Raw genomic sequence first — 22,867 nt, forward strand, 5'->3', positions numbered from 1 at the left:
GTCAGTGGTCGCGGAGTCGGGCCGCCAGGTCCGACAGGGTCTGGGCGGTGGCGGTCAGGCTCTCGGCGGCCGCTTCGAGGTCGGCGGCCAGCCGGGGAGCGGGGAAAGCGGGGGGCGTGGGTGCGGAGAGGGCCGTGCCGCGGTAGCCGATCGGGCCCTCGTTGAAGCGCTGGTAGTAGCCCGTGAACGTCTGGTCGGCGGGCGCTCCGGCAAAGCGGACGTGAGCGAGTTGGACCTCGGTCGCGTCGCCGTTGCGGGTGATGTCGAGGCGGTAGTGGCGGTAGGCCGTGGTGTTGGCGCCCAGGGAGAACTTCCTGGTCTGGAAACGGCCGGCGAAGGTCTCGCCCGTGCGGGAGTCCAGGGGAGTCCAGTGGCGGCCGTCGTGGGAGCCGTGGAGCGTCCAGTTGCGGGGGTCGCGGCCGGGGAAGTCGTTCGCCGACATCAGGGAGTACGAGGTGATCACGGTCGGGCGGGCGAGGGTGAAGTCGACCCATGCGGTGTCGTAGCCGGCCAGCCACTTCTCCGGGGATTCGTCCAGGAGGTTGTCGGCCGTCTCGCCCGCCGCGCTGAACTCGTCGCTCGCCACGACGCCGGTCACCTCGACATCGGTCGACGCGGACTGCAGGACGGCCACCCCGGAGTTGCCCTGCTGATCGCGCCACGCCACCCGCTCCGCCGGCGCTCCGCCGTCGTCCACCATCAACCGCAGGTCGTGGGAGGGGTGCCAGCCGCCGCCCCACCCCTCCTCGGTGCGGAAGCGGTGCAGGTGGAAGGAGTTCTCGACACTCTGCGGACACTCCTGTCCGTCGACGCGGCGGCCGCGGTACTCGTACGTCGTACCGTCGCCCGTGCGGTGACAGCCGTAGAAGTCGGACATGCTCGACTGGAAGCTGACGGCCGACTCCGCGCCGTCCTCCCCTCGCCAGCTGAGCTGCGCGGGCAGCGAGTGCTCACCCCGGTCGATGTGGAACACCAGTCGCGGGGCCGGTTCCCAGGAAGAGGACTCGGAGTGCGCGGGGTGACGTTCCGTCCTGAAGGCGAAGATCGAGTCCCGAACGGCCTCCGCCGCCCGGGCGCGCTCCGAGCGCCCCCGCTCATGGACGGGGTCCAGAGTGATGCGGTAGAGCCACAGCATGCTGCGTGCCTTGGCCGAAACCCGTATCTCCAAGGTGTTGGTGCCGGGCTTCAGCAGGTGTCCGGGTACCGCGAACACATTGTCGTGCGGAAGGTCGCCCCCGCCGGGCACGGTGAGTCCCTCGACCAGCACCTCGCCCTGCAGCAGTACGTCGATCGGTGAGTACCCCAGAGAGGAGCCCAGTTTGGAGACGAGGGCCGTGATGGTCAACGTCGCCTCGGGGACCTCCTCCGGGTCCGCCACCTCGAAGTCCAGTTCCACGCTGCCGCCCGCGTTCAGCGCCAGGTGTGATCCGGCGACATCGCACTGGTGCTGCCTGGCCTCGGCGTTGGACAGACGCGGGGGGTCGACGGAGAAGTCCGCGATGGTGACGTTCAAGCTCCTGGGGGGCTCCGGTCTTGAAGTAACGCATCGTCAACTACGGTCGCGCCAAAGGCCGGTGACCGTGATCAACGACCCTGGTGCTCGGGTCTCACAGCCCGGTCGCCGCGCGGTCCGCACAGGGCGATCACGCAGGCTCCGCAGAAGGCGTCCCCGGTGCTCGACCGTCGCGCGACACCCACCGGACCGTCCGTGTTCGCGTGCGCTTAACTCCTCGTCGGCGGCCGACGCCGTCGATCACGTGGCGGTCATGTACAGGCCGCCGCCCGGCGAGCGGGACGTCGCCTCCCCGTCACCCCGTGTCGACAGGCTTGCCGAGTGTTGGCCATGGCTTTTCCCGTCGATCTCCGTCGCTGTCAGGCGCTGGGCCTCGTCGGCTCCGCCGTCCTCGCACTGGGGGGTGAGACCGCCGGTGCTCTCCCGGTGCGCGACCTGCTCGCGCCCGCGTCGGCGCGCGCCGCGCTCGGACTGGTCGGCGTGTACTTCGGCGTCGTCCTGCTGATCGCCGCATGGGCGCTGCTGGGCCGGGTCGTACGAGGAACGCGGCCGCCGACTCCTCGGTCCCTGCTGGTCGTTCTGGTCGTCTGGGCGGCTCCGCTGCTGCTCGCTCCGCCACTGTTCAGCCGGGACGTGTACAGCTACCTCGCGCAGGGCGCCATGGTCGACGCCAACATGGACGTGTACGCCGACGGGCCCGCGCGCATGGGTGGGCCCCTCGCGGCCGAAGTGGCCCCGGTGTGGCAGCACACGGCGACGCCGTACGGCCCCGTCTTCCTCGCCATAGCCTCCGGGCTGGCGGGTCTGACCAGCGGTCAGCTGCCCGCCGGGCTGATCGGTATGCGCATGGTCGCCCTGCTCGGCGTGGGACTGATGGCAGTGGCGCTGCCCCGCCTCGCCCGGCACAGCGGTGTCGATCCGGCCGCCGCCCTGTGGCTGGGTGCCCTGAACCCGCTGGTGCTGCTGCACCTGGTGGCCGGGGCGCACAACGACGCCGTCATGCTCGGGCTGCTCGGCGTCGGACTGGTCGCGGCACGCGGCCGGCGGTACGTCCTCGGCGTCGTCCTCGTGACGCTCGCCGCGCTGGTCAAGGCGCCCGCCGCGCTCGGTCTGCTGGCGATCGTCGTGATGCAGGGGCGCACGCATGTGGTGCGGGCGACGGCCACCACGGTGGGTGTCGCCCTCGCCACTACCGCCGTGACCACCGCCCTGACCGGTACGGGATACGGCTGGATCGCCGCGCTGCGGACCCCGGTGTCCCCGGACAACTGGTCGCCCACCAGTGTCCTCGGGCGCGCCACCGGAGCCCTCCTGCACGACCTGGGCAGTGAACTCGCCCCCCTGGCCCTGCCGGCCTGGCACGCTGTCGGACTCGTCGCGACCGCCGCCGTCGTCCTCTACATATGGCTGAAACTGCGCCCCAGCCCCGTGTACGCGCTGGGCCTCAGTCTCGCCGTGGTGGCGGTGCTGGGTCCGGCGATCCGGCCCTGGTACGCGCTGTGGGGACTGTTCCTCATCGCCGCCGCGGCACCCAACGGCTCCGTGCGCGGGCGCGTCGCCGCCGCCAGTGCGGTGCTCGCGCTCGCCGTCCTGCCGAGCGGCGGACCTCCGGACGCCGACCAGATCGCCCTCGCGGTGTCGGGTGGAGCGCTCGCGCTGGTCGTGCTCTGGCACGCCCATCAGGCGGCCCGCGCACCCATGCTGGAGCGGACGGCATGACAACGACCCCGCCGGACATCGAGAGAGCGGACGCCGCAAGGGTGGACAACGAGAAAGTGAACAGCGACAGCGTGGGAATCGATCGCCGACGGCTCCTGCTGCTGCTCGTACTCGCCACCGCGGTCACCGTCTTCACCGCCACCGTGCCGCTCCTGCGTGACTGGTTCGACCTGCGCGTCTACTACGGGACCATCGACACCTGGGTGCACCACGACGGCCGTATCTACGACTACCAGGTGCCCGGGACGACGTACGGCTTCACCTACCCGCCGTTCGCCGCCGTCGGCATGCTCCCGATGGCGCTGGTCAGCCTGGACACGGCGATCGCGCTCTGCCTGCTGCTCAACCTCGCGGCGCTGGCGGCCGTGCTGTACATCATCGCCGGGCCGCTGCTGCGCCGGTACGGCTGGTACGGCACGGCGGTCGCGGCCTGTGTCCTCGCCCTGCTCGAACCCCTGCGGGACACGTTCAGCTTCGGGCAGGTCAATCTGCTGTTGCTGGCGCTCGTCCTCGCTGACGCCTGGCTGCTGTCCACGGGACGGGGCCGCTGGGTGGGCGTGGGCATCGGGCTGGCCGCGGCCGTGAAGCTGACGCCCGCACTGTTCATCGGGCTGCTCCTGATCGCCCGGCGCTGGCGCGCCGCCGGGCTCGCGACCGCCGTCGCCGCGGCCGCCACCGCGGCGGCGGCCTGGGTGGCGCCCGACGCCTCCCGCTTCTACTGGACCGAGGCGCTCTGGGACACCAACCGGATCGGCCGCCTCGCCTACGTCTCCAACCAGTCGTTGCAGGGCGTGCTGGCCCGGCTCGCGGAACCGGCCGAACCGAGCCGTGCCGCCTGGGCGTCGCTGGTGCTGGTGGTGCTGTGCGTGTGGGCCTGGCGGACGCACCGGGCGGTCACGACCGGCGACTGGGTGGGGGCGTTCGCGGTCACCGGGCTGACCGCGTGCCTGGTCAGTCCGATCACCTGGGTGCACCACCTGGTGTGGCTGCTGCCGTCGTTCGCCGTACTGCTGCGGCACCGCCGGCTGCTGTGGCTCGCGGGGTGCCTGTACGCGGTGCTGTGCAGCAGCGTCGTGTGGCTGTGGTTCGACGACGCGTCCGGTCCGGGCGGATTCCTCGGCAGCAACATCTACGTGTGGATCACGCTGGGTCTGCTGCTCGGGCTGCCCGTCGGTCAGTCCTCGGCGGGCCGCCGTTTCCTGAGCCGCAGGGTCAGGGCGACGGCTCCCGCGCCGAACCCGGTGGTCCCCACGATCACGCCCGCCACCGTCCAGCGGGAAGGCGAGGTCTCCTTCTCGGCGAGCGGCACCGGCTCGGAGCCCGCTCCCGCCGACGGCCGCGGCGTATGCGCGGAGGGGCTCGGCGTGTCCGCCGAGGAGTGCGGGGGCAGCAGCGAGCCGACCGGGTCGACGCGCCCGGCTGCCCGGAAACCCCAGTCGAGCAGCGAACGCGCCTCCTGGTACACGGTGAAACCGCCGCCCGCCTGAGGGTTCATCACCGTGACGACCACGGTGCGCCCGTTCCTCTTGGCGGCCGCGACGAGCGTGTTGCCCGCCTTGCTGGTGTAGCCGTTCTTGACGCCGATCAGGCCCGGGTAGCGGTCGACGCCCTGCGCGCCCGTGAGGAGGCGGTTGGTGTTCCGGATGGGGTACGTCTCGCCGTCCCCCGGGAACCGCGCCTCGGCCGTGGCGCAGTACCGCGCGAACTCCTTGTTGCGCAGCCCGGCCCGCCCGAACACCGCGAGGTCGTACGCCGACGAGACCTGTCCCGGCGCGTCGTACCCGTCGGGCGACACGACCCGTGTGTCGAGGGCGCCCAGGGCGCGGGCCTTGGCCTGCATCTGGGTCGCGGTGCTGCGCCAGCCGCCGTTGAGCGAGGCCAGGACGTGCACCGCGTCGTTGCCGGAGCTGAGGAAGACACCGCGCCACAGGTCGGCCGCACGGTAGGTGTGGTTCTCCTGGACCCCGACCAGGCTGCTGCCCTCGCCGATGCCTGCCAGTTCCTTGGGCTTGACGGTGTGCCGGGTGCTTCCCGGCACGTTCGGCAGCACGGTGAGCGCGAAGAGCGTCTTCAGGGTGCTGGCGGGCGGCAGCCTGCGGTGCGCGTTGCGCGCGGCCAGCACGTCACCACTGCCGGCGTCGGCCACGACCCACGACAGCGCGGACAGGTCCGCGGGAACCCTCGGTGCCCCCTTCCGTGGCCGTACCTGCGTCCCGGACCGGTGCAGCGACGACCGCTGCCCCGGTGAGGCCGTCGCACGGGTGGCGTCCGGGTCCGCACCCGGCAGCGCGGCGGCGCCCGGAGCGAGGGGCAGCATCCCGATCACACAGACCGCGGAGCAGAAGGCGGCGGCGCGGGAAGAGAAACCGATGGTCATGGCGTCAACGTAAGAACCCGTGCGCTGTCCCGCCGGGCCACCGGGGCCAAGCGAGTGGATCGAACACCCGGATGCATCAAGGGCCGTGCCGGTGGGGCGGGTCGGTGCACACGGCGGGTGGTGTCGGACACCCCATGGCGTTGAACGTCAAGCGGCGGGGAGCGTGGGCTGGACCTGGCGCAGAAAGGCCGCGTTGTCCGGGGTGGCGCGCATCCGCTCCAGGAGGGTTTCGAGGGACGCCCGGTCCTGACCGTCCCGCGACCGCAGGGCGCGCCGCAGTCCTCGTACGGCCGTCAGTTCGCCCGCCGACAGCAGGAGTTCCTCGCGACGGGTCCCGGACGGGGTGATGTCGACGGACGGGAAGACCCGCCGGGCGGCCAGGGAGCGGTCCAGGCGGAGCTCCATGTTGCCCGTGCTCTTGAGCTCCTCGAAGAAGAAGTCGTCGGCGCGGGAGCCGGTCTCCACCAGGGCCGTGGCGAGGATGGTGAGCGAGCCGCCCTCCTCGGTCCGTCGTGCGGCGCCGAAGATCCGCTTGGGTCCGTGCAGTGCGGCGGCGTCGACACCGCCGCTGAGGGTGCGGCCACCGGCCGCGGCGGCGTTGTTGTGTGCCCGGCACAGCCGGGTGAGCGAGTCCAGGAGGATCACGACGTCCTCGCCCTGCTCGACGAGGCGCTTGGCGCGCTCCACGACGAGTTCGGCGAGCGCGATGTGCTGCTTCGGCGGCCGGTCGAACGTCGAGGCGTACACCTCGCCCCGCACGGAGCGCCGCATGTCGGTCACTTCCTCCGGGCGCTCGTCGAGCAGCACCACCATGAGGTGGCACTCGGGGTGGTTGCCGGCGATCGCGGCGGCCAGCTGCTGGAGCAGCACGGTCTTGCCGGTCTTGGGCGGGGCCACGATCAGGCCGCGCTGGCCCTTTCCGACGGGCGCGATCAGGTCGACGACGCGTCCGGTGAGACCGCTGGCTCGGTGTTCGAACCGTAGCCGGTCGTGCGGGTGCAGTGGGGTGAGGTCGTGGAAGTGGGGGCGGCCGCGCATTCCTTCGGGGGCGCGGCCGTTGACCCGCTCGATCTCGGTGAGGGCGCGTCGAGCGCCGCGCACGCCTTCGACGGTGTCGCCCTTGCGCAGGCCGTACCGGCGGATCAGCGCGGCGGGTACCTGCGGATCGTCGGGGGTGGACAGGCAGCTGTCGGTGCGCAGGAACCCCTGCCCGCCCTGTGCGATGTCGAGGACACCCGACACGGGGACCGGGAGCTGCCGCTGGGTGGGAGGGGCTTCGAGTGTGGTGGTCATGGAGGTCCTTTCGGGACTGAGCCGGGCTCAGCGGACAAGTGCATGGGGGAGGGGGGATTGCCGCGAGGCGGAGTGGTCACGCCTGGGTACGGCCGGACACCACGCCGTCGGGTACGGCGGCGACTGAGCCCTGAGCCATACGCGAGAGGTGGTACTGCGAAAGGAGGATGAAGCAGAAAACTGTGGAACCCGCACCGGCGCCCACGACGGGGCGAACACACGTGCTTTCGGCAGTGTAGCACCGTTTGGTGGACTCAAGTAAGACGAGCCGTTGGACGAGAGTCCGCCGACTGGGCTTGGCCGGCACTTGAACCAGGCTTGGACCGTACTTGACCTGCAAGGAAACACTGGCTGGCTTTTTTGTGCGCGTTGAACTGCAGGTGTTCGTGAGCCGTACAGGGGAGGGCGGCGATCCGGGCCCCCGAGCCCGGCCCGTCGTGCCACCACCGCGCTTCGCACCGGAAGGACACTCGGGGTGTCGCTCTTCACGCGCTCTCACCAACCGCCGGACCCGGACGGGGCAACCACCAAGGAGGATCACGAACCGTCCGCGCCCCCGGAGGACGGGCTCCGCGACGGCGGCACGGACAACGGCACCGCCGGAGACGGCCCCCGCACAGCCGACCCCCGCACCCCCGGCTGGCGTGCCAAGTACCCCGTCGCCGCCCGTGTCCTTTGGTGGACGGTCACCGTGCTGGCCGCGGCGCTCGTGTTCGTGGCGCTGATGCTGCCGGGCAACGTCGCGTACTTCCAGGCGAAGAGCTTCCTGCGGATACCGGCCGAGCCGATCCTCCTCGCGGCCCTGCTGCTGGTGCTGCCCAGACGGCCGAGACGTGTCCTGGCGGTGCTCACCGGGGTGGGCCTCGCGCTGGTGCTGATCCTGAAGCTGCTGGACATCGGCTTCAACCAGTTCCTCGGGCGAGGGTTCAACGTGGTGCTCGACTGGGGCCTGCTCGACGACGCCGAGTCGTACCTCCAGGACACGGCCGGCGGCGCGGGCGCGCTGGCCGCCGTGATCGGGATCGTCGTCCTGGTCCTGGCCCTGCTCGTCGTGATGCCGTTGGCGGTGGTCCGGCTCGTCGGCCTCATGCACCGCGACCGGCACACCGCGAGCCGGGCCACGATCATTGCCGGAACCGTGTGGATCACCTGCTCGGCCCTCGGCTTCCAACTCATCGGCACCACACCGGTCGCGGCCAACAACACGATCGGCCTCCTCCAGGACCGTGCCGCACGCGTGAAGGCGACGCTGAGGGACGAGGCGGCTTTCGCGAAGGAGGTCGAGAAGGACGCCTTCGCCGACGTACCGCCCGACCAGCTGCTGACCGGCCTGCGCGGCAAGGACGTCATCTTCGCCTTCATCGAGAGCTACGGCCGTGCCGCCCTCCAGGATCCGGCCATCGCACCCGGCGTGAACGCCACCCTCGACGACGCCACCGACGACCTGAGCGAGGCCGGGTTCTCGGCGAAGAGCGGCTGGCTCACCTCCGCGACGTACGGCGGCAGCAGCTGGCTCGGTCACTCCACGTTCCTGAGCGGTCTGTGGATCGACAACCAGGACCGCTATCGCACCGTCACCGCCGGCGAGCGCCTCACCCTCCCCGGTGCCTTCCACCGCACGGGTGCCTGGCGGACGGTCGGTGTCGTGCCGGGTGTCCAGTACAACTGGCCGGAGGGCAGGTTCTACGGCCTCGACAAGGTCTACGACTCCCGCGACCTCGGCTACCGGGGCCCGAAGTTCAGCTGGTCCACCATGCCGGACCAGTACGCCCTGACCGCGTTCCAGCGCCTGGAACACGGCAAGAAGCGCGACAAGCCGCTGATGTCGCAGATCATCCTGACCTCCAGCCACCAGCCGTGGGCGCCCCTGCCCGAGATGATCGACTGGGACCGCGTCGGTGACGGTTCCGTCTACAAGCCCGTCGAGAAGGCGGGCAAGGATCCGGCGGACGTGTTCTCCGACGGCACCAAGGTGAAGGAGGAGTACGGCAGGTCCGTCCAGTACTCGGTGCGGAGCCTCACGGAGTTCGTGGAGCGGTACGGCGACAAGGACACCGTGGTCGTCTTCCTCGGAGACCACCAGCCCATGGCCCGCGTCAGCGGCAACGGCGCCAGTCATGACGTGCCGGTCACGATCGTCGCCCATGACCAGAAGGTCCTCGACCGGGTCTCCGACTGGGGCTGGTCGGACGGCCTGAAGCCCACGGAGGACGCCCCGGTATGGCGGATGGACCGCTTCCGGAACCGCTTCCTCACGGCGTACGGCCCGCAGAACGGTGCCACCCCGACTCCGTCGGCGTCCCCGGCGAACCCGTGAGGCCGCAGACGGCATGGTTGGCCGAGTGACCTCTTGAGACGGCGCGTACGGCACTGTGAGCATGAGTGCGTCGTACGCGCCAACTCGCCGCTGTGGTCAGGGAGATCGACCGTGGGTACTCCATCGTCAGAGCCGTACCGCATGGACCCGTCCGGCGGTTGCCCGCACGCCGCGAACGCGCGGCTCCTCGCCCGGGGCGCCGTCGCGCCCGTCGTGCTCCCCGACGAGGTGGCGGGCATGGCCGTACTCGGCCACGAGGCGCTGAAGGACTTCCTCGCGCACCCCGACGTCGCCAAGGACGCCCGGCACTTCACCGCCCTGAGACAGGGCCGGATCGGCGCCGGATGGCCGCTGCGGACCTTCGCGACCGTACGCGGGATGACGACCGCCGACGGTGACGACCACCGGCGGCTGAGGTCGCTGGTGAGTACGGCCTTCACCGCGCGACGAGTACAGCAACTACGACCTCGTATAGAGGAGTTGACGGAAGCCCTGCTCGACGACCTCGCAGGCGCGGGCGAGGCCGGCGGCGGGGTCGCCGATCTGCGCCGGCACTTCGCGCTGCCGCTCCCGATGGGCGTCATCGGAGAGTTGCTCGGAGTGGAGGCGGAGCACCGGGACGCGCTGCACCACTTGTCGAACCAGGTCGTGGCCACCGACATCGGCCCCGAGCAGGCCGTCGCCGCCAACCGCGAGCTCGTGTCCCTGCTCGCTCACATCGCCGCCGCCCGGGCCGAACGCCCGGGCGACGACCTGACCAGCGCGCTCATCGCCGCCCGTGACGAGGGCGGCGACCGGCTCAGCCAGGAGGAACTCATCGGCACCCTCGTGCTGATGATCATCGCCGGGCACGAGACCACGCTGAACCTCATCACCAACGCGGTACGGGCGCTGTGCGGACACCGGGACCAGCTCGATCTCGTCCGGGGCGGAAAGGCGAGCTGGGCGGACGCCGTCGAGGAGACCCTGCGCTGGGACGCGCCGGTCAGCTACTTCCCGTTCCGCTATCCCGTGCGGGACCTGACGGTCGACGGGACGGTCATCCCCAAGGGGACGCCCGTGCTGGCGGGTTACTCGGCGGCAGGGCGCGATACCGCCGTGCACGGGCCGGACGCCGAACTGTTCGACGTCACCCGGCCCGGGCGGCCCGGAGCCGTACGCCACCTCTCGCTCGGGCACGGCGCCCACTACTGCCTCGGCGCACCGTTGGCCCGCCTGGAGGCCACGATCGCGCTGGAGCGGCTGTTCACCCGCTTCCCCGACCTCGACCTGGCCGTACCCGAGACGGACCTCCCTCGTCACTCCAGCTTCGTGGGCAACAGCGTGCAGGCGCTACCGGTACGAACCTGAGCCCGTGGCTCGCTCGCCGTTCAGTGACCGAGGTCGAAGATCCCGTACCCGAAGCCGCGGGCGGTGATCCTGCCGCCGTCGAGCTCCACGCCCGACAACTCCAAGGGGTCTGCGGCGGCGGAGTCGTACGCCCAACTCGCCTCGTTGCGCTGAGGGTTGATCACCACCAGGTACCGCCCGCCCCGGAGGTACACGAACGGACAGCCCATGTGCAGCACCTCCACCGAGCCGCCCGAGCCGAGCTCAGGGGTGGTGGTGCGCAGCCGGACGAGGCGGCGGACGAGGTGGAGGAGAGAGGTCTCGTCGGCGCGCTGGGCGGCGACGGTGGGGCGGCCGGGGTCCGGGTCGAGGGGCAGGTACAGGTCGTCGGCGGGGGCCGAGGAGAAGCCGGCGTTCTCGGTGTCGTCCCACTGCATCGGCGTGCGCGAGCCCGCCCGGTTGTAGCGGGGGCCGAGGACGCTGCCCTCCTTGTCGGGCAGTCCGTCGATGTAGCGCATGCCGATCTCGTCGCCGTAGTAGATCGCCGGGAGCGTCGGCCAGGTGAGCTGGAAGGCGAAGGCGACGGGGAGCTGTTCGGCGGTGCGCGGGCCGCAGTTGAGGCGGGAGAAGTCGTGGTTGGCGGTGGGCAGGGAGATGAACCCCTTGCCGCCGATGGCGGTGGAGGCCCGCTGCCACGCCTCGACGAAGGGGCGGGGTGAGCCCCTGCCGCCGGGGTCGAAGAAGCAGTCGAGCGGGGCCCAGTTCTCGTCGACCGTGCCCTCGCCGTTGCTCCACAGCGAGCGCAGGGCGAGGCCGTCCGTGGGGCCGCCGAACTGGAGGAAGAAGTCCGCGTGGAAGCCCGCCGGGACGGAGACCTCGGGCTCGCCCCACTCCGACAGCAGGACGGCCTCCGGGTGCGCGGCATCCAGCCAGCGGCGCAGCTCCGACCAGATCCTGGCGGTCTCGCTCCGGTCCGGGTCGTCCTTGACGAGGGACGAGGCCATGTCGACACGGAAACCCGAGACGCCCAGACGCAGCCAGTGGTCCATGATCGAGCGGAGCGCCTCACGGTTCGCGCGCGGGCCTTCGGCGTCGACCGGCCGGCGCCACGGTTCGGCCGGGTTCTCTCGCGCATAGCCGAAGTTGAGGGCCGGCTGCGAGTCGAAGAAGTTCGGGAGATACGCGCCCGGGCGGGTGCCGGGGGAGGGGACGAAGCCGTCTGGGCGGCCCTCGGGGGCCCAGATGTAGCGGTGGTCGTCCGGGTCGTTCGCGGAGGCCGTGAACCACGGGTGCGCGTCGGAGGTGTGGCCCGCCACGAGGTCGAGCAGGACACGGATGCGGTGGCGGCGGGCCTCGTCGACGAGTTTGGCGAACTCGTCGTTCGAGCCGTAGCGAGGCGCCACGTTCAGGTAGTCGGAGACGTCGTACCCGGCGTCGCGGAACGGCGAGACGAAGCACGGGTTGAGCCAGACGGTGTTGACGCCCAGCCAGGCCAGATGGCCGAGATGCTCGGTGATTCCGTTGAAGTCGCCGATGCCGTCGCCGCCTGAGTCGGCGAACGACTGGGGGTAGAGCTGGTAGAAGACGGCGTCTGCCAGCCAGGCGGGGGCGGGACGGAACGAAGTCATGATGTAACGATAAGTGATCGCGTACGTCGGGCACTGCCCTAAGCTGAAGGTGATGTTCACTCCGCACGGTCCCAGCCTCCGCGAACTGGCTGTTCAGGCGCTGTCGTCCGTCGAGCGCGGATACGACCTGCTCGCGCCCAAGTTCGACCACACCCCGTTCCGTACGCCGGACTCGATCCTGGAGGCGGTGGAGCGGGCCCTGTCCGTCCTGGGGCCGTTCGATCACGGGCTCGACCTGTGCTGCGGCACCGGCGCGGGCATGGGCGTCCTGCGCGCGGTGTGCCGGGAGCGTGTGACCGGGGTCGACATCAGTGCGGGGATGCTCACGGTGGGGAGGGATCAGGAGCCGCGTCCCGCGGAGCCCGGGCCCCGTGTCGCCTGGGTGCGTGGTGACGCGCTGGCCCTGCCCTTCGGGCCCGTCTTCGATCTGGTCGTGAGCTTCGGAGCGTTCGGGCACTTCCTGCCGCGCGAGTTCCCGGAGCTGTTCGGTCAGGTCCACTCCGCGCTGCGGCCGGGCGGACGCTTCGCGTTCCCGCTGCCGGCGCCCGCACCGCCGAGCTCCCCCTGGTACTGGGCCCTGCTGGGCTTCGACACGGTGATGCGGGTGCGCAACGCCGTCTGGCATCCGCCGTTCGTCATGTACTACCGGGCCTTCCGGCTCGGGGACGTACGACGCGAGCTGGAACGCGCCGGGTTCGACGTCGAGCTGTACGCGCTGCCCGAGTTCGGGAGTCGGCGTGACGGGAGCCCGCGCTGCCGGATGGTCGTGGCGACGCGCCGGGACGACCCCTCTCAGAGGCGTGAGGCCAGCCACTCCAGCTTGGCCGCTTCCTGATAGGGGCCGCCGCCCTCGTGGTCGTTGAAGTCGTACACCTCGATGTGCTTGTCGCCGGGCGCCCAGGCGTTGAAGGCCGCGAAGACCGTCGACGGCGGGCATGTCTGGTCCTCCAGAGCCGCCGAGAACAGGGCGGGTGCCCGGCCGCGCGCGGCGAAGTGGACGCCGTCGAAGTAGGAGAGCGTGCGCTGGACCTGCCCGGTGCGGCCGCGGTGCGTCTTGAGGTAGTTGCCGATCTCCCGGTACGGGTCGCGGTCCGTCAGTGTCGTCGCGCGCGGGAAGTCGCACAGGAACGGCACGTCCGGGGCGACCGCGGCCAGGTCGGGCACCAGGCCGCCGACCGCGAGGGAAATGCCGCCGCCCTGGCTGGCGCCGACGACCGCCGTCTTCGCGGCGTCGACCAGCGGGTGGGACCGGGCCGCCTCCACCGCCCGTACGGCGTCCGTGTACACGCGCCGGTAGTAGTAGTTCTCGGGGGCGTCGACGCCCCGCGTCATGAAACCGGGGAACGCGGGGGCGCCGCCCACCGGGTCGGGTGTGCCGCCGCCACCGCCCCATGCGCTGCCCTGGCCCCGGGTGTCCATCACGAAGTGCGCGAAGCCCGCCGACGCCCACAGCAGATGTGTGTGGTGCAGGCCCCGTCCGCCCCCATACCCGATGAACTCGACGACCGCGGGACGCGGTGTGTCCGCCCACGCCGGCAGGACCAGCCAGCCCTTCACCGGGTGCCCGCCGAACCCGGCGAAGGTGACGTCGTACACCTTGACCGTCTTCAGGCGGGTCTCGACCGGTTCGAAGCGTGCGTCGAGGTCGTGTGCGCGCGCTTCCTGGAGCGTTTTCGCCCAGAACGCTTCGAAATCCTCAGGCTCGGGTGAAGCGCTTCGATAACCGCGAAGCTCGTCCAGGGGCAGGTCGAACAGGGCCATGCAGGACCACCTTCGAGGTCAGGGGCGCGGCTGATCACACCGTACGGTGCGATCGCCGCGGGCCGCCAGGGGCGGGCGGTCCGTTCCGCTCACCCCTGACCTCGGGTCATCGCCGGTGTCCGGTCACCGCTGGTCGGTGCCGACCAGGGCGCGGACCTCGAACTCCTTGAACGCGTCGGTGGAGGTCGCGTCCTGACCGCGCCCGCCGGCCACGGAGCCGAGCCAGCCCAGCAGGAAGCCCGCGGGGATGGACACGATGCCGGGGTTCTGCAGCGGGAACCAGGCGAAGTCCGCGTCCGGATAGACCGAGTTGGGCTGCGAGGAGATGATCGGCGAGAACACCACCAGGAGCACCGAGCTGAGCAGCCCGCCGTACAGGCTGAGCAGGGCGCCGCACGCGGTGAAGCCGCGCCAGAAGAGGCCGTACACGATGGCCGGCAGGATGGCCGACGCGGCGATCGCGAAGGCGAGGAACGCCAGCGTGGCCGTGCTCGTCCCCCATGACAGCAGGGCCAGCAGCATGCCCATGACCCCGATGACGACCGCGGCGAGCCGGGCGACGCCCAGTTCCTCCGTCTGCTTCGCCTTCCCCTTGCGGATCACCTCGCTGTAGAGGTCGTGGGCGAGGGACGAGGCCGCGGCGAGCGTGAGCCCGGCCGCCACGGCCAGCAGTGTGATGAAGGCGAGGCTGGACAGGAGCGCCTCGAGTACGGCACCGCCGAGCTTGTGCGCGAGCAGCAGAATGGCCGCGTCGCCACGGGGGTCGACCTCCGCGATGTTCTCCCGGCCCACGATCGCCGTGGCGCCCAGGCCCAGCACACCCGCCATCAGGCAGACGAAGGCGACCAGCCCCACGGCCCACACCACGGAGCCGCGCAGGACGCGGGTGGAGCGCGGGGCGAGCAGCCGCATCATGATGTGCGGCAGCGCGGCGAGGCCGAGCACGATGGCCAGTTGCAGACTGAAGAAGTCCAGCTTGTTGGTGGTGGTCCCGCCGTACCGCAGCCCGGGTTCGAGGAAGCGGTCGCCCAGGGCGCTGTTGTCGGCGGCCGTCGACAGGAGCTTGTCGATGTTCCAGCTGTAGTGCTGCAGCACCATGACGGCGGTGATCGCCACTCCGGCGACCAGCATCACGGCCTTCACCACCTGGATGAACGTGGCGCCCGGCATGCCGCCGATCGCCGCGTACACCACGACCATGGAGCCGATGACCACCACGCACATCGCCCGCGTCGTCGGACTCGGATCACCGATGAACTGGGTCAACAGGGCGATACTGCCCACGAGTTGGGCCACCAGGTAGAGAAGACACACGGCCAGAGTGCACAGGGCGAGCGCCAGCCGGACCGACCGCTGTCCCTGCGGCAGGCGCAGCGCCAGGGTGTCGCCCAGGGTGAACTTGCCGGAGTTGCGCAGCGGTTCGGCCACCATCAGCAGCACCATCATCCAGGCGACCATCGTGCCGCCCAGGTAGAGCAGACCGTCGTACCCGTTCAGCGCGACCAGTCCCGTACTGCCGAGCAGCGTCGCCGCCGACACGTAGTCACCGCACATCGCGAGCCCGTTGCGCAGCGGCGACATGTCACGGTTGCCGAGGTAGAACTCGCTGATCTCGTCGCGCTGCGGTGCCGTCAGCAGCGCCGTGAACAGGGTGACCACGACGACGGACACGAACAGGATGAACGTCAGCCGCAGGCTGAACTGGTCGGCTATGGCAGCCGATTGCGTCACCACGCGCGGAACCGCCTTCCGGCCGCGACGCGGGCCTGCTGCTCCTCCTGCGCGCGCTCCTGCTCGCGCTGCTGGGCGCGCAGCCGGAGGACGATCGGGTCGACCCGCTCACGCATGTGCCGCACGTAGCACCACGTCGCGACCCCCATGACAACGAACTGGACGAGTCCGAGCGCCAGCCCGAGGGTGATCCGGCCGAACAACTCCTGGTTCATCAGGGCCGGAGCAAAACTCGACAGCAGAACGTACGAAAGAAATCCGCCAACGGACAGAAGAGCCGCCACCGCGCCGAAGGAGCGATATGCGCGCCGCAGTGAATGGAATTCGGGGTCGTCGTGTATCGCATGTGAGCCGGCCGGTTCGTACCCGGTGGGTGGAGGCGGGGCATAACCACCGTGCGGTGGGTGGTGTTGGGACACAAGCACCTTCTTCGCTGCCTTATGTCACGCACGTGACCCATTCCAGCCGGGAAAAGGCTCAAAAGAGCCGCCGACAACCTGGAGAGCCACGCTTTCCGTGCGGACCGTGGGGGGAGGGGAAAGCCGGAGTATGGCAGTGCGGCCATTGAAGGATCAACGGCCTCGCCGAATGGAAAACGCACCTCTTCGGATACGGAGGTCGGACGATCCGAGGGCGCGTCACCGGTGGCCCGAGAAGACGGATGACGTCCTCGGTGCCGTCAGCGTGACCCACAGCGTACGGAGAGTCGTGATCACCAGCAACCGCTATCTATGCAGGGGGAGTTCGGATGGGGTGAAGATCGCGGAACCGGGTTCGGCCGGCTTGTCCCGGGCCCGGCGACGTTTCCACGCCGGCCCGCGGACGTCCCCGTCCCGGCCTGGCGTGCGCCGGCCACAACGTGGGCAACCGCCCCGCTCAGCAGCGCGGGCCGCTCGCCCGGCCAGGTGAAGAACCCGGGGCCGTGTGCTCGCGCTGATCATTGCGGCGGCATGAACGCTGCCGCTCCCGGGAATAGCCGCCGCGCGATCTTCCTTGGCGAAAGGTGCCGACTACGGTGGCCGGCGGTGCGACCGGCGACCCGGTGACAGTGAAAGGAGAGTGAGGAAGCCCATGCCCAAGGCGTACGTCTTCACACGGTTCGGCGGCCCGGAGGCCGAGGCCCTCGTCGAGCAGGAGAAGCCGAGCCCCGGCCCCGGCCAACTGCTCGTCGCGGTGCGCGCGGCCGGCGTGAACCCCGTCGACTGGAAGCAGCGGAGCGGCTATGCCCGGCCGGGTCAGAGCGCCCGCGAACTGCCCGCCGTGTTCGGCAACGAGGTCGCCGGAGTCGTCGAGCGGGTCGGCCCGGACGTGACCGGATTCGCCGTCGGCGACGAGGTGTTCGGCAACCCCGTCTCCGGCGGGTACGCCGAGTACGCGCTGCTGCCCGTCGCCATGACCGCGCACAAGCCCCCGGAGATCTCCTTCACGGAGGCCGCCGCCCTGCCCGTCGCGGCCGCGACCGCGTACGACGGCGTCCGCCAGCTCGATCTGCCCGTGGGTGCCACCCTCGTCGTCACCGGCGCGGGCGGTGGCGTCGGCGTGGCCGCCGTGCAGATCGCCAGGGCCTTCGGAGTGAAGGTCATCGGCGTGGCGAGCGCCGGCAAGAAGGAGTTCGTCGAGTCGCTGGGCGCCGTGCACGTGCCCTCCGGACCCGGCTTCGTGACGGGCGTACGGGCCGCGGCCCCGGAGGGCGTGGACGCCGTCTACGACCTGGTGGGCGGCGATGTCCTGGAGGCGGCGGCCGAACTGCCCGCCGACCGGACGAAGCTGATCACCGCGGGCGGCAAGGACATCGTGGGACGGCTCGGCGGCGCGCCCGTCGTCCGCGCCCGCACCTCCGCCGTGCTCGACGAGGTGGCCCGGCTGGTCGTCGACGGCAGCCTGAAGCCGTACGTGACGCAGACCTTCCCGCTCGACCGGGCCGCCGGAGCTCTGCGCGCCGTCGAGGAGGGCCACGCCCGGGGCAAGATCGTGATCGAGGTCGGCGGATGAGCCGTACGGCGCGCCCGGGCCTCACGGACCAGGCGGACCGTCCGGGAAGCGCGAGCCCCGCACGGCACGTCCTGAACAACCCCGCCCTGGCCTCACTGACCGGCCCGCACGCCCGCTTCGCCGAGCGGCGCGGACGCATCCTGCGCTACCCCGCCGACGTGTCCCCGTGGCTGGCCCTGCCCGACGAGCCCGACGCCGACGACTGGGCGGACGTCGCGGCGCTGGCGGGCCCTGGCGCGGAGATCGAGCTGCCGGGCTTCCAAGGAGCACTCCCGGACGGCTGGGACGTGACGTTCAGCGTCGACGGCGTCCAGCTCGTCGACCAGGGCATGGCCGCCGCACCCGATCCGGAAGCCGTACGGCTCGGCCCCGCCGACGTTCCCGAGATGCTCGGCCTGGTCGAACGGACCCGGCCCGGGCCTTTCCTGCCGCGCACCGTCGAACTCGGCACGTACCTCGGGATACGCCGCGGCGGCGTCCTCGTCGCGATGGCGGGGGAGCGGCTGCACCCGCCTGGCTGGACCGAGATCAGCGCGGTCTGTACCGACCCGGACTTCCGCGGGGAAGGCCTCGCCACCCGGCTGATCCGTGCCGTGGCTCACGGCATCCGCGAGCGCGGCGAAACCCCGTTCCTGCACACCGGCGCGGGCAACACCGGCGCCATACGGCTGTACGAGACACTGGGTTTCCGGCTGCGTCGTACGACGAGGTTCAGCGCCGTGCGGGTGCCCGCCGCCGAAGGGCGGGAGGAGCTCGTGGCCGCGGGCCGGTGAGGCGCGACGGGTCGCCGGGGAAAGGAGAGTGGCGGTGGGCTGCCGTGGGGTAGTGTGGCCCGGCCAGTCGTCACGTCGCCGGAGGAGGTGGGACCCATCACCGCAGTGTCAGGTCGGGTGCTCTCACCCCCGAACGGCACGGTGCGCTGACACCGGCCCACCGTTGAGAGCGCCCTTCGGCCCACCGAAAGGCTCTCGGCACCCATGCCACCTCTCTCGACTTCCGCTGTCGTCACCGCGCTTCGCTCCGCCGGATGCGTCTTCGCCGAGGACGAAGCGGAGCTGATCCTCTCCACCGCCCGCACCGCCGACGAGGCCGCCGCCATGCTGGACCGGCGCGTCGCGGGCCTCCCCCTCGAACTCGTCCTCGGCTGGGCGGGGTTCCGGGGCCTGCGCATCACCGTCGAGCCGGGTGTGTTCATACCCCGCCGTCGTACCGAGTTCCTCGTCGAACAGGCACTCGCCGCGGCACCCGGCGCCTCCGTCGTCGTGGATCTGTGCTGCGGGTCGGGCGCGGTGGGGGCGGCGCTGGCCGCTTCCCTCGACGGTGCCGCCCTGTACGCCGCCGACATCGAGCCGGCGGCGGTGCGGTGCGCCCGCCACAACGTCGCTCCCTTCGGCGGTCATGTCCACGAGGGCGATCTGTTCGCGGCCCTGCCCGACACCCTGCTCGGCCGCATCGACCTCCTCGCGGCGAACGTCCCGTACGTCCCCACGGGCGAGGTCTCCCTCCTGCCGGCGGAGGCCCGCGACCACGAACCCCTGGCCGCGCTCGACGGGGGCGTGGACGGGCTCGACGTCCTGCGCCGGGTGGCCGCCGAGGCACCGCGCTGGCTGGCCCCCGGCGGCCACCTGCTCATCGAGACGAGCGCACGGCAGGCACCCCTCGCCGTGCGGACCTTCACCCACAGCGGGCTGAGCACGCGCCTGGCAGTGTCGGAGGAGTGGGACGCCCACGTCGTGATCGGCACCAGACCCGGAGCGCTGTTCGAGCACCTGCCCGCGCCCGAGGGCTCCGCTTAGCACGCTACGACGTCTCACAGGCGGTGCGGCTTGGCACGGCGGCGCAGGTACCAGACCGTCGCCCCCAGGCCCGTGGCCACGAGGACACCGCCGCCCACCAGGGTGAGAGTGCGGTAGTCCTCGGCCGTCCCGCCGAAACCGCCCATGACACCACGCGTGGGCGAGGGCGACGCGGTGACGGAGCGCGTGGGTGTGGGCGTAATGGTGGGTGTGCGGGTGGGGGTGGCCGTGCCCGAGACGATGATGGACTGTGTGCCGGCCGTGGTCCCGTTGTTGCACACCACGGTAACGGTGAAGGTGCCGGAACTGACGTTCGCGAAGGCGGCGGACTGGCTGCTGCTCGTTCCGGTCAGCGTCGCCTGGCGTCCCTGGGAGAAGTTCGTCTGCCCGCCGGCCAGCAGCGAGGCCCGGCCGAACGTGCCGTTGGCGTCAATGGTGGTGCACGCACTGGTGGTGACCGAGACGGTGGACCCGGTGGTGCTCACCGAGATCCCCGACTCGGCGCCCGCCGGGGCGGCCAGGGCGAGCGGCAGCGCGGCAGCGGCGGTCGACGTCAGGCAGGAGCGGAGGAGTGGCTGAGTGGTTCGCATAGGACTGCCCTCCAGCGGCACGGTTGGCGGTACATCCCTTGCGCCGCCGAGGATCGGGAAACCCCGTGCTGCCTCAGAGCGAGCCAACGTGCCCGCGGGCCCTCCCGCATGCGGACCGCCCCCGGGCAGGTGACGGATTCCTTCCTCCGGGGGAGCCCGTCCCGTTTCGTGCCGCTCCGTTTCCCACCACGGATCTCCTCATCGACCTGTCGTCACGGTGCGCTCCGCCGAGAACCCGCCCCACGTCCCGTCCGGCAGCTTGGCCCTGATCCGCACCCGGTGTGTCACTCCGGCCTCACGTCCCAAGTAGAAGCTGTACTCGGCCCGGTCCTGGGGTGCCGTGCCACCCCAGACGAGCGAGGTGGCCACCTGTCCGTCGAGATGGATCTCGTACTCCGTGATCGTGCCGTCGGCGCGCGGCGGGACCCAGGCCAGGTCGACGTAGTACGCCCTGTCGGCCCGTCGGGTCGTCGCACGGAACCGGGTGGGCGCGGTGCCCCAGCCGTCGTCCGTTCCCGGCGGGGTGGTGAGCCGGACGGCCTCGCTCGCGGGTGAGACGTTGTCCGCCGCGTCCCGCGCCCGCACGGTGAAGGAGTAGCGGTTGCCGGGCCGCAGCCCCGTCACCACGGCCGCGGTCTGCCCGCCGCCCACACTGTGGATCTTCGAGCCGCCCTGCAGGATGTCGTACGAGACCACGCCCCGGTCGTCCGCCGACCTCCCCCAGGACAGCTGAACCGCCCGGCTGCCGGCCACCGTGCCCTGGGGACGCCCCGGCCGGCTCGGTGCCCTGCTGTCGGCGGCGACCGCTTCGGGTGTCGTGGCCCGTACCCGCCGGCTGGGCGGCCCGAGCACCCCTCCCTCACTCCGGGCCCGGACCGTGAACGCGTACGTGGTGGACGGGTCCAGTCCGGTGACGTCCACCATGTGCTCACCGCCGGGCACGTCCTTCACCTTCGTGGTGCCGCGATACACCTCGTACCGGGTGACCTCCGGCTTCCCGGACGCCCGGTTCCACATGACGTGCACGCTGGTGGCACTGCCCGCCGCGGCGGTGACCCCGACGGGAGCCCCGGGCGTGCGCCGCTCAGGTACCCCGTCCTGGCCGCAGGCCACGGCGAGGAACAGCGAGCCACAGATCGCCAGTACAGGAACGAGACGCACTTCTCCGCCCTCCCCGGTACGGGATTGGTCTGTACCTGTATGGCGGTGTCGGCATGCTCTCGTCAAGAGGTGCGGGTGATTCGCGGAGCCGGGGTGTCGGTCACGGGCGGGTGACGAGACATCACACGCGCGACGGTTCCGCCGGATCGGCACCCCGCTTACGTATGCTGGGGCACTGACGCGGCGTGAACTCGCTCTCGTCCGAGGGGGGTTCGCGCTGCACGGCGCGGCCCGCTGTCGTCGCTGATCCCGCGCCGACGGGGGCGGCCGAGCGGCCCGGGCCGCAACGGACCCGGGCCCTCGGCCGCATGCGCGCGCCGGAGTGACCCGTGCTCCATCCGGACGTGCCGCGTTGGCCGGGCCGCGTGGCTTTCCAGCACCGTGGGCGAATGATCGTCACTATCCGCCGACGAGAGGGCCACTCACTGTGCGTGCCCAGTCGCTGGCGCCGGCTGCCGCCGGTGCCACCCTGCTCGCCTTCACAACGGCGTCCACTGCGGCGCACCCACGGGAGCCGGTCCGGGTCGAGCCTGTCAGCCGTGTCAGCCGCGTCAGCGCCGCCGATCTGCTGGACAGGCTGGCCGCTTGCGAGCCCGTCTCGCAGGGCCGCTACCGAACCGACGCCGACGCCCCCGCCGACATCCCCGTCTGCGGTACGCAGGACGCGGTGTTCTGGAAGGCCGACATAGATATCGACTGTGACGGCCGGCCGGGCTCCCGTTGCAACCACACGACCGACCCCTGGTTCTGGCCCTCCACCGCCTACAGGCAGTCGGACGGCCGCTACCTGAACGCCGAGACCCTCCCCTTCATCGTCGTCCCCGCCCCGAGCCGCATCTGGGACCACCGTGCCCACGGTGTCGGGGCCGGGTCCGTCGCCGCCGTCATCCACGACGGCCGCATCCAGTACGCCGTCGTCGGGGACATCGGCCCCCACCGCCTCATCGGCGAGGCCTCGTACGCCACGGCCAAGGGCCTCGGTCTCCGCCCCGACCCACGTTCCGGAGGCGCACCCTCCGGGGTCACGTACGTCGTGTTCAAGAACACCCGTGTGACACACATCGAGGACCACGAGGAAGCGGTGGCCCAGGGAGAGGCGCTGGTGCGGAAGCTGGTGAGGAACGAGTGACCGCAGGGGGCCCGCGGCGGCGGAGTGACCAGGACGGCCGGAAACCGGAGCCCGCCCTGAGCCGGCTCCCGCTTCCATACGGGCTCAGGTCACTCCTTGCGGTACGCGTACGCCTCCGTGGCCGCCGCCTCCACCGCCGCGAGGTCCGCACCCGCGGAGGCCGTGACGACCGCGGCGACCGCGCCCTCGACGAAGGGGGCGTCGACCAGGCGGGTGCCCGCGGGCAGTTCGTCGCCCTCGGCGAGGAGAGCCTTCACGGTGAGGACCGCGCTGCCGAGGTCGGCCAGAATCGCCACACCGGCACCGCGGTCCACGGCGGCGGCCGCCGCCGACACCAACTCGGCGCTGGTGCCCAGCCCGCCGTCCGGGGTGCCGCCCGCAGGGGCGACCGGGGCGGTGGGGCCGCAGCCCGCGAGGCCCTTCGCCAACTCGGCGACCGAGGAAGCGACGGCGGCGCTGTGCGACACGAGCACGATCCCGACCAGATCGTTCCTGGCGTCGGTGGCGTCGGTGGCATCCGTGGTGTCCATG

At 71.4% G+C, this 22,867-nt stretch carries 18 protein-coding genes and 1 pseudogene; 9 read left to right on the plus strand and 10 right to left on the minus strand.

Annotated features, from left to right (window positions below; genetic code table 11):
• Position 1 precedes the first annotated feature (1 nt).
• Complete coding sequence (locus tag E0500_RS40085; RefSeq protein ID WP_131558192.1) at positions 2 to 1,513, minus strand: discoidin domain-containing protein; 1,512 nt, start codon at positions 1,511 to 1,513, stop codon at positions 2 to 4.
• 330 nt (positions 1,514 to 1,843) lie between these two features.
• Here E0500_RS40085 and mptB point away from each other — a divergent pair, with 330 nt between their 5' ends.
• Entirely contained in the window at positions 1,844 to 3,232 is a 1,389-nt protein-coding gene (gene mptB, locus E0500_RS40090) for a polyprenol phosphomannose-dependent alpha 1,6 mannosyltransferase MptB (protein WP_131558194.1), read from the plus strand.
• Positions 3,229 to 4,719, plus strand: coding sequence for a glycosyltransferase 87 family protein (locus E0500_RS45240; protein WP_131558196.1), 1,491 nt, complete (start codon positions 3,229 to 3,231; stop codon positions 4,717 to 4,719). Before mptB ends, E0500_RS45240 begins: the two co-directional genes overlap by 4 nt.
• A gap of 59 nt (positions 4,720 to 4,778) precedes the next feature.
• On the opposite strand, the pseudogene E0500_RS40100 reads toward E0500_RS45240, so the two are convergent.
• Positions 4,779 to 5,609, minus strand: a pseudogene (locus E0500_RS40100) (D-alanyl-D-alanine carboxypeptidase family protein); the annotation flags it as partial.
• A gap of 147 nt (positions 5,610 to 5,756) precedes the next feature.
• Entirely contained in the window at positions 5,757 to 6,902 is a 1,146-nt protein-coding gene (gene rho / locus E0500_RS40105; RefSeq protein WP_131558198.1) for a transcription termination factor Rho, read from the minus strand.
• Positions 6,903 to 7,377: 475 nt separating this feature from the next.
• Here rho and E0500_RS40110 point away from each other — a divergent pair, with 475 nt between their 5' ends.
• Both E0500_RS40110 and E0500_RS40115 read left to right on the plus strand, forming a co-directional pair.
• Positions 7,378 to 9,219 carry a sulfatase-like hydrolase/transferase gene (locus E0500_RS40110; RefSeq protein WP_131558199.1) on the plus strand — a complete coding sequence of 614 codons (1,842 nt, stop codon included), beginning with the start codon at positions 7,378 to 7,380 and terminating at the stop codon, positions 9,217 to 9,219.
• Between the two features lie 141 nt (positions 9,220 to 9,360).
• Positions 9,361 to 10,569 (plus strand): cytochrome P450, encoded by a 1,209-nt coding sequence (locus E0500_RS40115; RefSeq protein WP_181587492.1) that lies wholly within the window; start codon positions 9,361 to 9,363, stop codon positions 10,567 to 10,569.
• A 20-nt stretch (positions 10,570 to 10,589) separates the two neighbouring features.
• Here the strand turns inward: E0500_RS40115 and E0500_RS40120 are convergent, their stop codons facing one another.
• Positions 10,590 to 12,176 (minus strand): alpha-amylase family glycosyl hydrolase, encoded by a 1,587-nt coding sequence (locus E0500_RS40120; RefSeq protein ID WP_131558203.1) that lies wholly within the window; start codon positions 12,174 to 12,176, stop codon positions 10,590 to 10,592.
• A 52-nt stretch (positions 12,177 to 12,228) separates the two neighbouring features.
• On the opposite strand from E0500_RS40120, the gene E0500_RS40125 reads away from it, so the two are divergent.
• Positions 12,229 to 13,011 carry a class I SAM-dependent methyltransferase gene (locus E0500_RS40125; protein WP_131558204.1) on the plus strand — a complete coding sequence of 261 codons (783 nt, stop codon included), beginning with the start codon at positions 12,229 to 12,231 and terminating at the stop codon, positions 13,009 to 13,011.
• Here the strand turns inward: E0500_RS40125 and E0500_RS40130 are convergent.
• From E0500_RS40130 to E0500_RS40140, 3 genes are all read right to left on the minus strand, one after another.
• Positions 12,969 to 13,937, minus strand: a complete 969-nt coding sequence (locus tag E0500_RS40130; RefSeq protein ID WP_131558206.1) for an acetylxylan esterase — start codon at positions 13,935 to 13,937, stop codon at positions 12,969 to 12,971. The genes E0500_RS40125 and E0500_RS40130 overlap by 43 nt on opposite strands.
• A gap of 123 nt (positions 13,938 to 14,060) precedes the next feature.
• Positions 14,061 to 15,671 (minus strand): cation acetate symporter, encoded by a 1,611-nt coding sequence (locus E0500_RS40135; RefSeq protein WP_131558207.1) that lies wholly within the window; start codon positions 15,669 to 15,671, stop codon positions 14,061 to 14,063.
• Complete coding sequence (locus tag E0500_RS40140; RefSeq protein ID WP_309505304.1) at positions 15,665 to 16,093, minus strand: DUF485 domain-containing protein; 429 nt, start codon at positions 16,091 to 16,093, stop codon at positions 15,665 to 15,667. Before E0500_RS40140 ends, E0500_RS40135 begins: the two co-directional genes overlap by 7 nt.
• 646 nt (positions 16,094 to 16,739) lie before the next feature.
• On the opposite strand from E0500_RS40140, the gene E0500_RS40145 reads away from it, so the two are divergent.
• From E0500_RS40145 to E0500_RS40155, 3 genes are all read left to right on the plus strand, one after another.
• Positions 16,740 to 17,660 carry an NADP-dependent oxidoreductase gene (locus E0500_RS40145; RefSeq protein WP_131558210.1) on the plus strand — a complete coding sequence of 307 codons (921 nt, stop codon included), beginning with the start codon at positions 16,740 to 16,742 and terminating at the stop codon, positions 17,658 to 17,660.
• Positions 17,657 to 18,433, plus strand: coding sequence for a GNAT family N-acetyltransferase (locus E0500_RS40150; protein ID WP_131558212.1), 777 nt, complete (start codon positions 17,657 to 17,659; stop codon positions 18,431 to 18,433). Before E0500_RS40145 ends, E0500_RS40150 begins: the two co-directional genes overlap by 4 nt.
• Positions 18,434 to 18,637: 204 nt before the next feature.
• Positions 18,638 to 19,456 carry a putative protein N(5)-glutamine methyltransferase gene (locus E0500_RS40155; RefSeq protein WP_131558214.1) on the plus strand — a complete coding sequence of 273 codons (819 nt, stop codon included), beginning with the start codon at positions 18,638 to 18,640 and terminating at the stop codon, positions 19,454 to 19,456.
• Positions 19,457 to 19,470: 14 nt separating this feature from the next.
• Here E0500_RS40155 and E0500_RS40160 read toward each other — a convergent pair whose 3' ends face one another.
• Positions 19,471 to 20,046: a hypothetical protein gene (locus E0500_RS40160; protein ID WP_131558216.1), complete on the minus strand. Its 576-nt coding sequence runs from the start codon at positions 20,044 to 20,046 to the stop codon at positions 19,471 to 19,473.
• A gap of 198 nt (positions 20,047 to 20,244) precedes the next feature.
• On the minus strand, positions 20,245 to 21,207 hold the full coding sequence (locus E0500_RS40165) for a fibronectin type III domain-containing protein (protein WP_131558218.1): 963 nt from the start codon (positions 21,205 to 21,207) through the stop codon (positions 20,245 to 20,247).
• Positions 21,208 to 21,634: 427 nt separating this feature from the next.
• Between E0500_RS40165 and E0500_RS40170 the strand changes: the two genes are divergently transcribed.
• Positions 21,635 to 22,336, plus strand: a complete 702-nt coding sequence (locus E0500_RS40170; RefSeq protein WP_131558220.1) for a glycoside hydrolase family 75 protein — start codon at positions 21,635 to 21,637, stop codon at positions 22,334 to 22,336.
• An 89-nt stretch (positions 22,337 to 22,425) separates the two neighbouring features.
• On the opposite strand, the gene E0500_RS40175 is transcribed toward E0500_RS40170, so the two are convergent.
• A complete protein-coding gene (locus tag E0500_RS40175) occupies positions 22,426 to 22,866 on the minus strand; it encodes a PTS-dependent dihydroxyacetone kinase phosphotransferase subunit DhaM (protein WP_131558221.1) in 441 nt (146 codons plus the stop codon).
• Position 22,867: the final 1 nt, after the last annotated feature.

This window comes from Streptomyces sp. KM273126 (assembly GCF_004337435.2).
Taxonomy (GTDB): domain Bacteria; phylum Actinomycetota; class Actinomycetes; order Streptomycetales; family Streptomycetaceae; genus Streptomyces; species Streptomyces acidicola.

Coding starts and splice junctions, on each gene's coding strand:
- E0500_RS40130 (WP_131558206.1), bottom strand. CDS start 13,937: ATGGCCCTGTTCGACCTGCCCCTGGACGAGCTTCGCGGTTATCGAAGC.
- mptB (WP_131558194.1), top strand. CDS start 1,844: ATGGCTTTTCCCGTCGATCTCCGTCGCTGTCAGGCGCTGGGCCTCGTC.
- E0500_RS45240 (WP_131558196.1), top strand. CDS start 3,229: ATGACAACGACCCCGCCGGACATCGAGAGAGCGGACGCCGCAAGGGTG.
- E0500_RS40125 (WP_131558204.1), top strand. CDS start 12,229: ATGTTCACTCCGCACGGTCCCAGCCTCCGCGAACTGGCTGTTCAGGCG.
- E0500_RS40175 (WP_131558221.1), bottom strand. CDS start 22,866: ATGGACACCACGGATGCCACCGACGCCACCGACGCCAGGAACGATCTG.
- E0500_RS40145 (WP_131558210.1), top strand. CDS start 16,740: ATGCCCAAGGCGTACGTCTTCACACGGTTCGGCGGCCCGGAGGCCGAG.
- E0500_RS40150 (WP_131558212.1), top strand. CDS start 17,657: ATGAGCCGTACGGCGCGCCCGGGCCTCACGGACCAGGCGGACCGTCCG.
- E0500_RS40160 (WP_131558216.1), bottom strand. CDS start 20,046: ATGCGAACCACTCAGCCACTCCTCCGCTCCTGCCTGACGTCGACCGCC.
- rho (WP_131558198.1), bottom strand. CDS start 6,902: ATGACCACCACACTCGAAGCCCCTCCCACCCAGCGGCAGCTCCCGGTC.
- E0500_RS40115 (WP_181587492.1), top strand. CDS start 9,361: ATGGACCCGTCCGGCGGTTGCCCGCACGCCGCGAACGCGCGGCTCCTC.
- E0500_RS40120 (WP_131558203.1), bottom strand. CDS start 12,176: ATGACTTCGTTCCGTCCCGCCCCCGCCTGGCTGGCAGACGCCGTCTTC.
- E0500_RS40155 (WP_131558214.1), top strand. CDS start 18,638: ATGCCACCTCTCTCGACTTCCGCTGTCGTCACCGCGCTTCGCTCCGCC.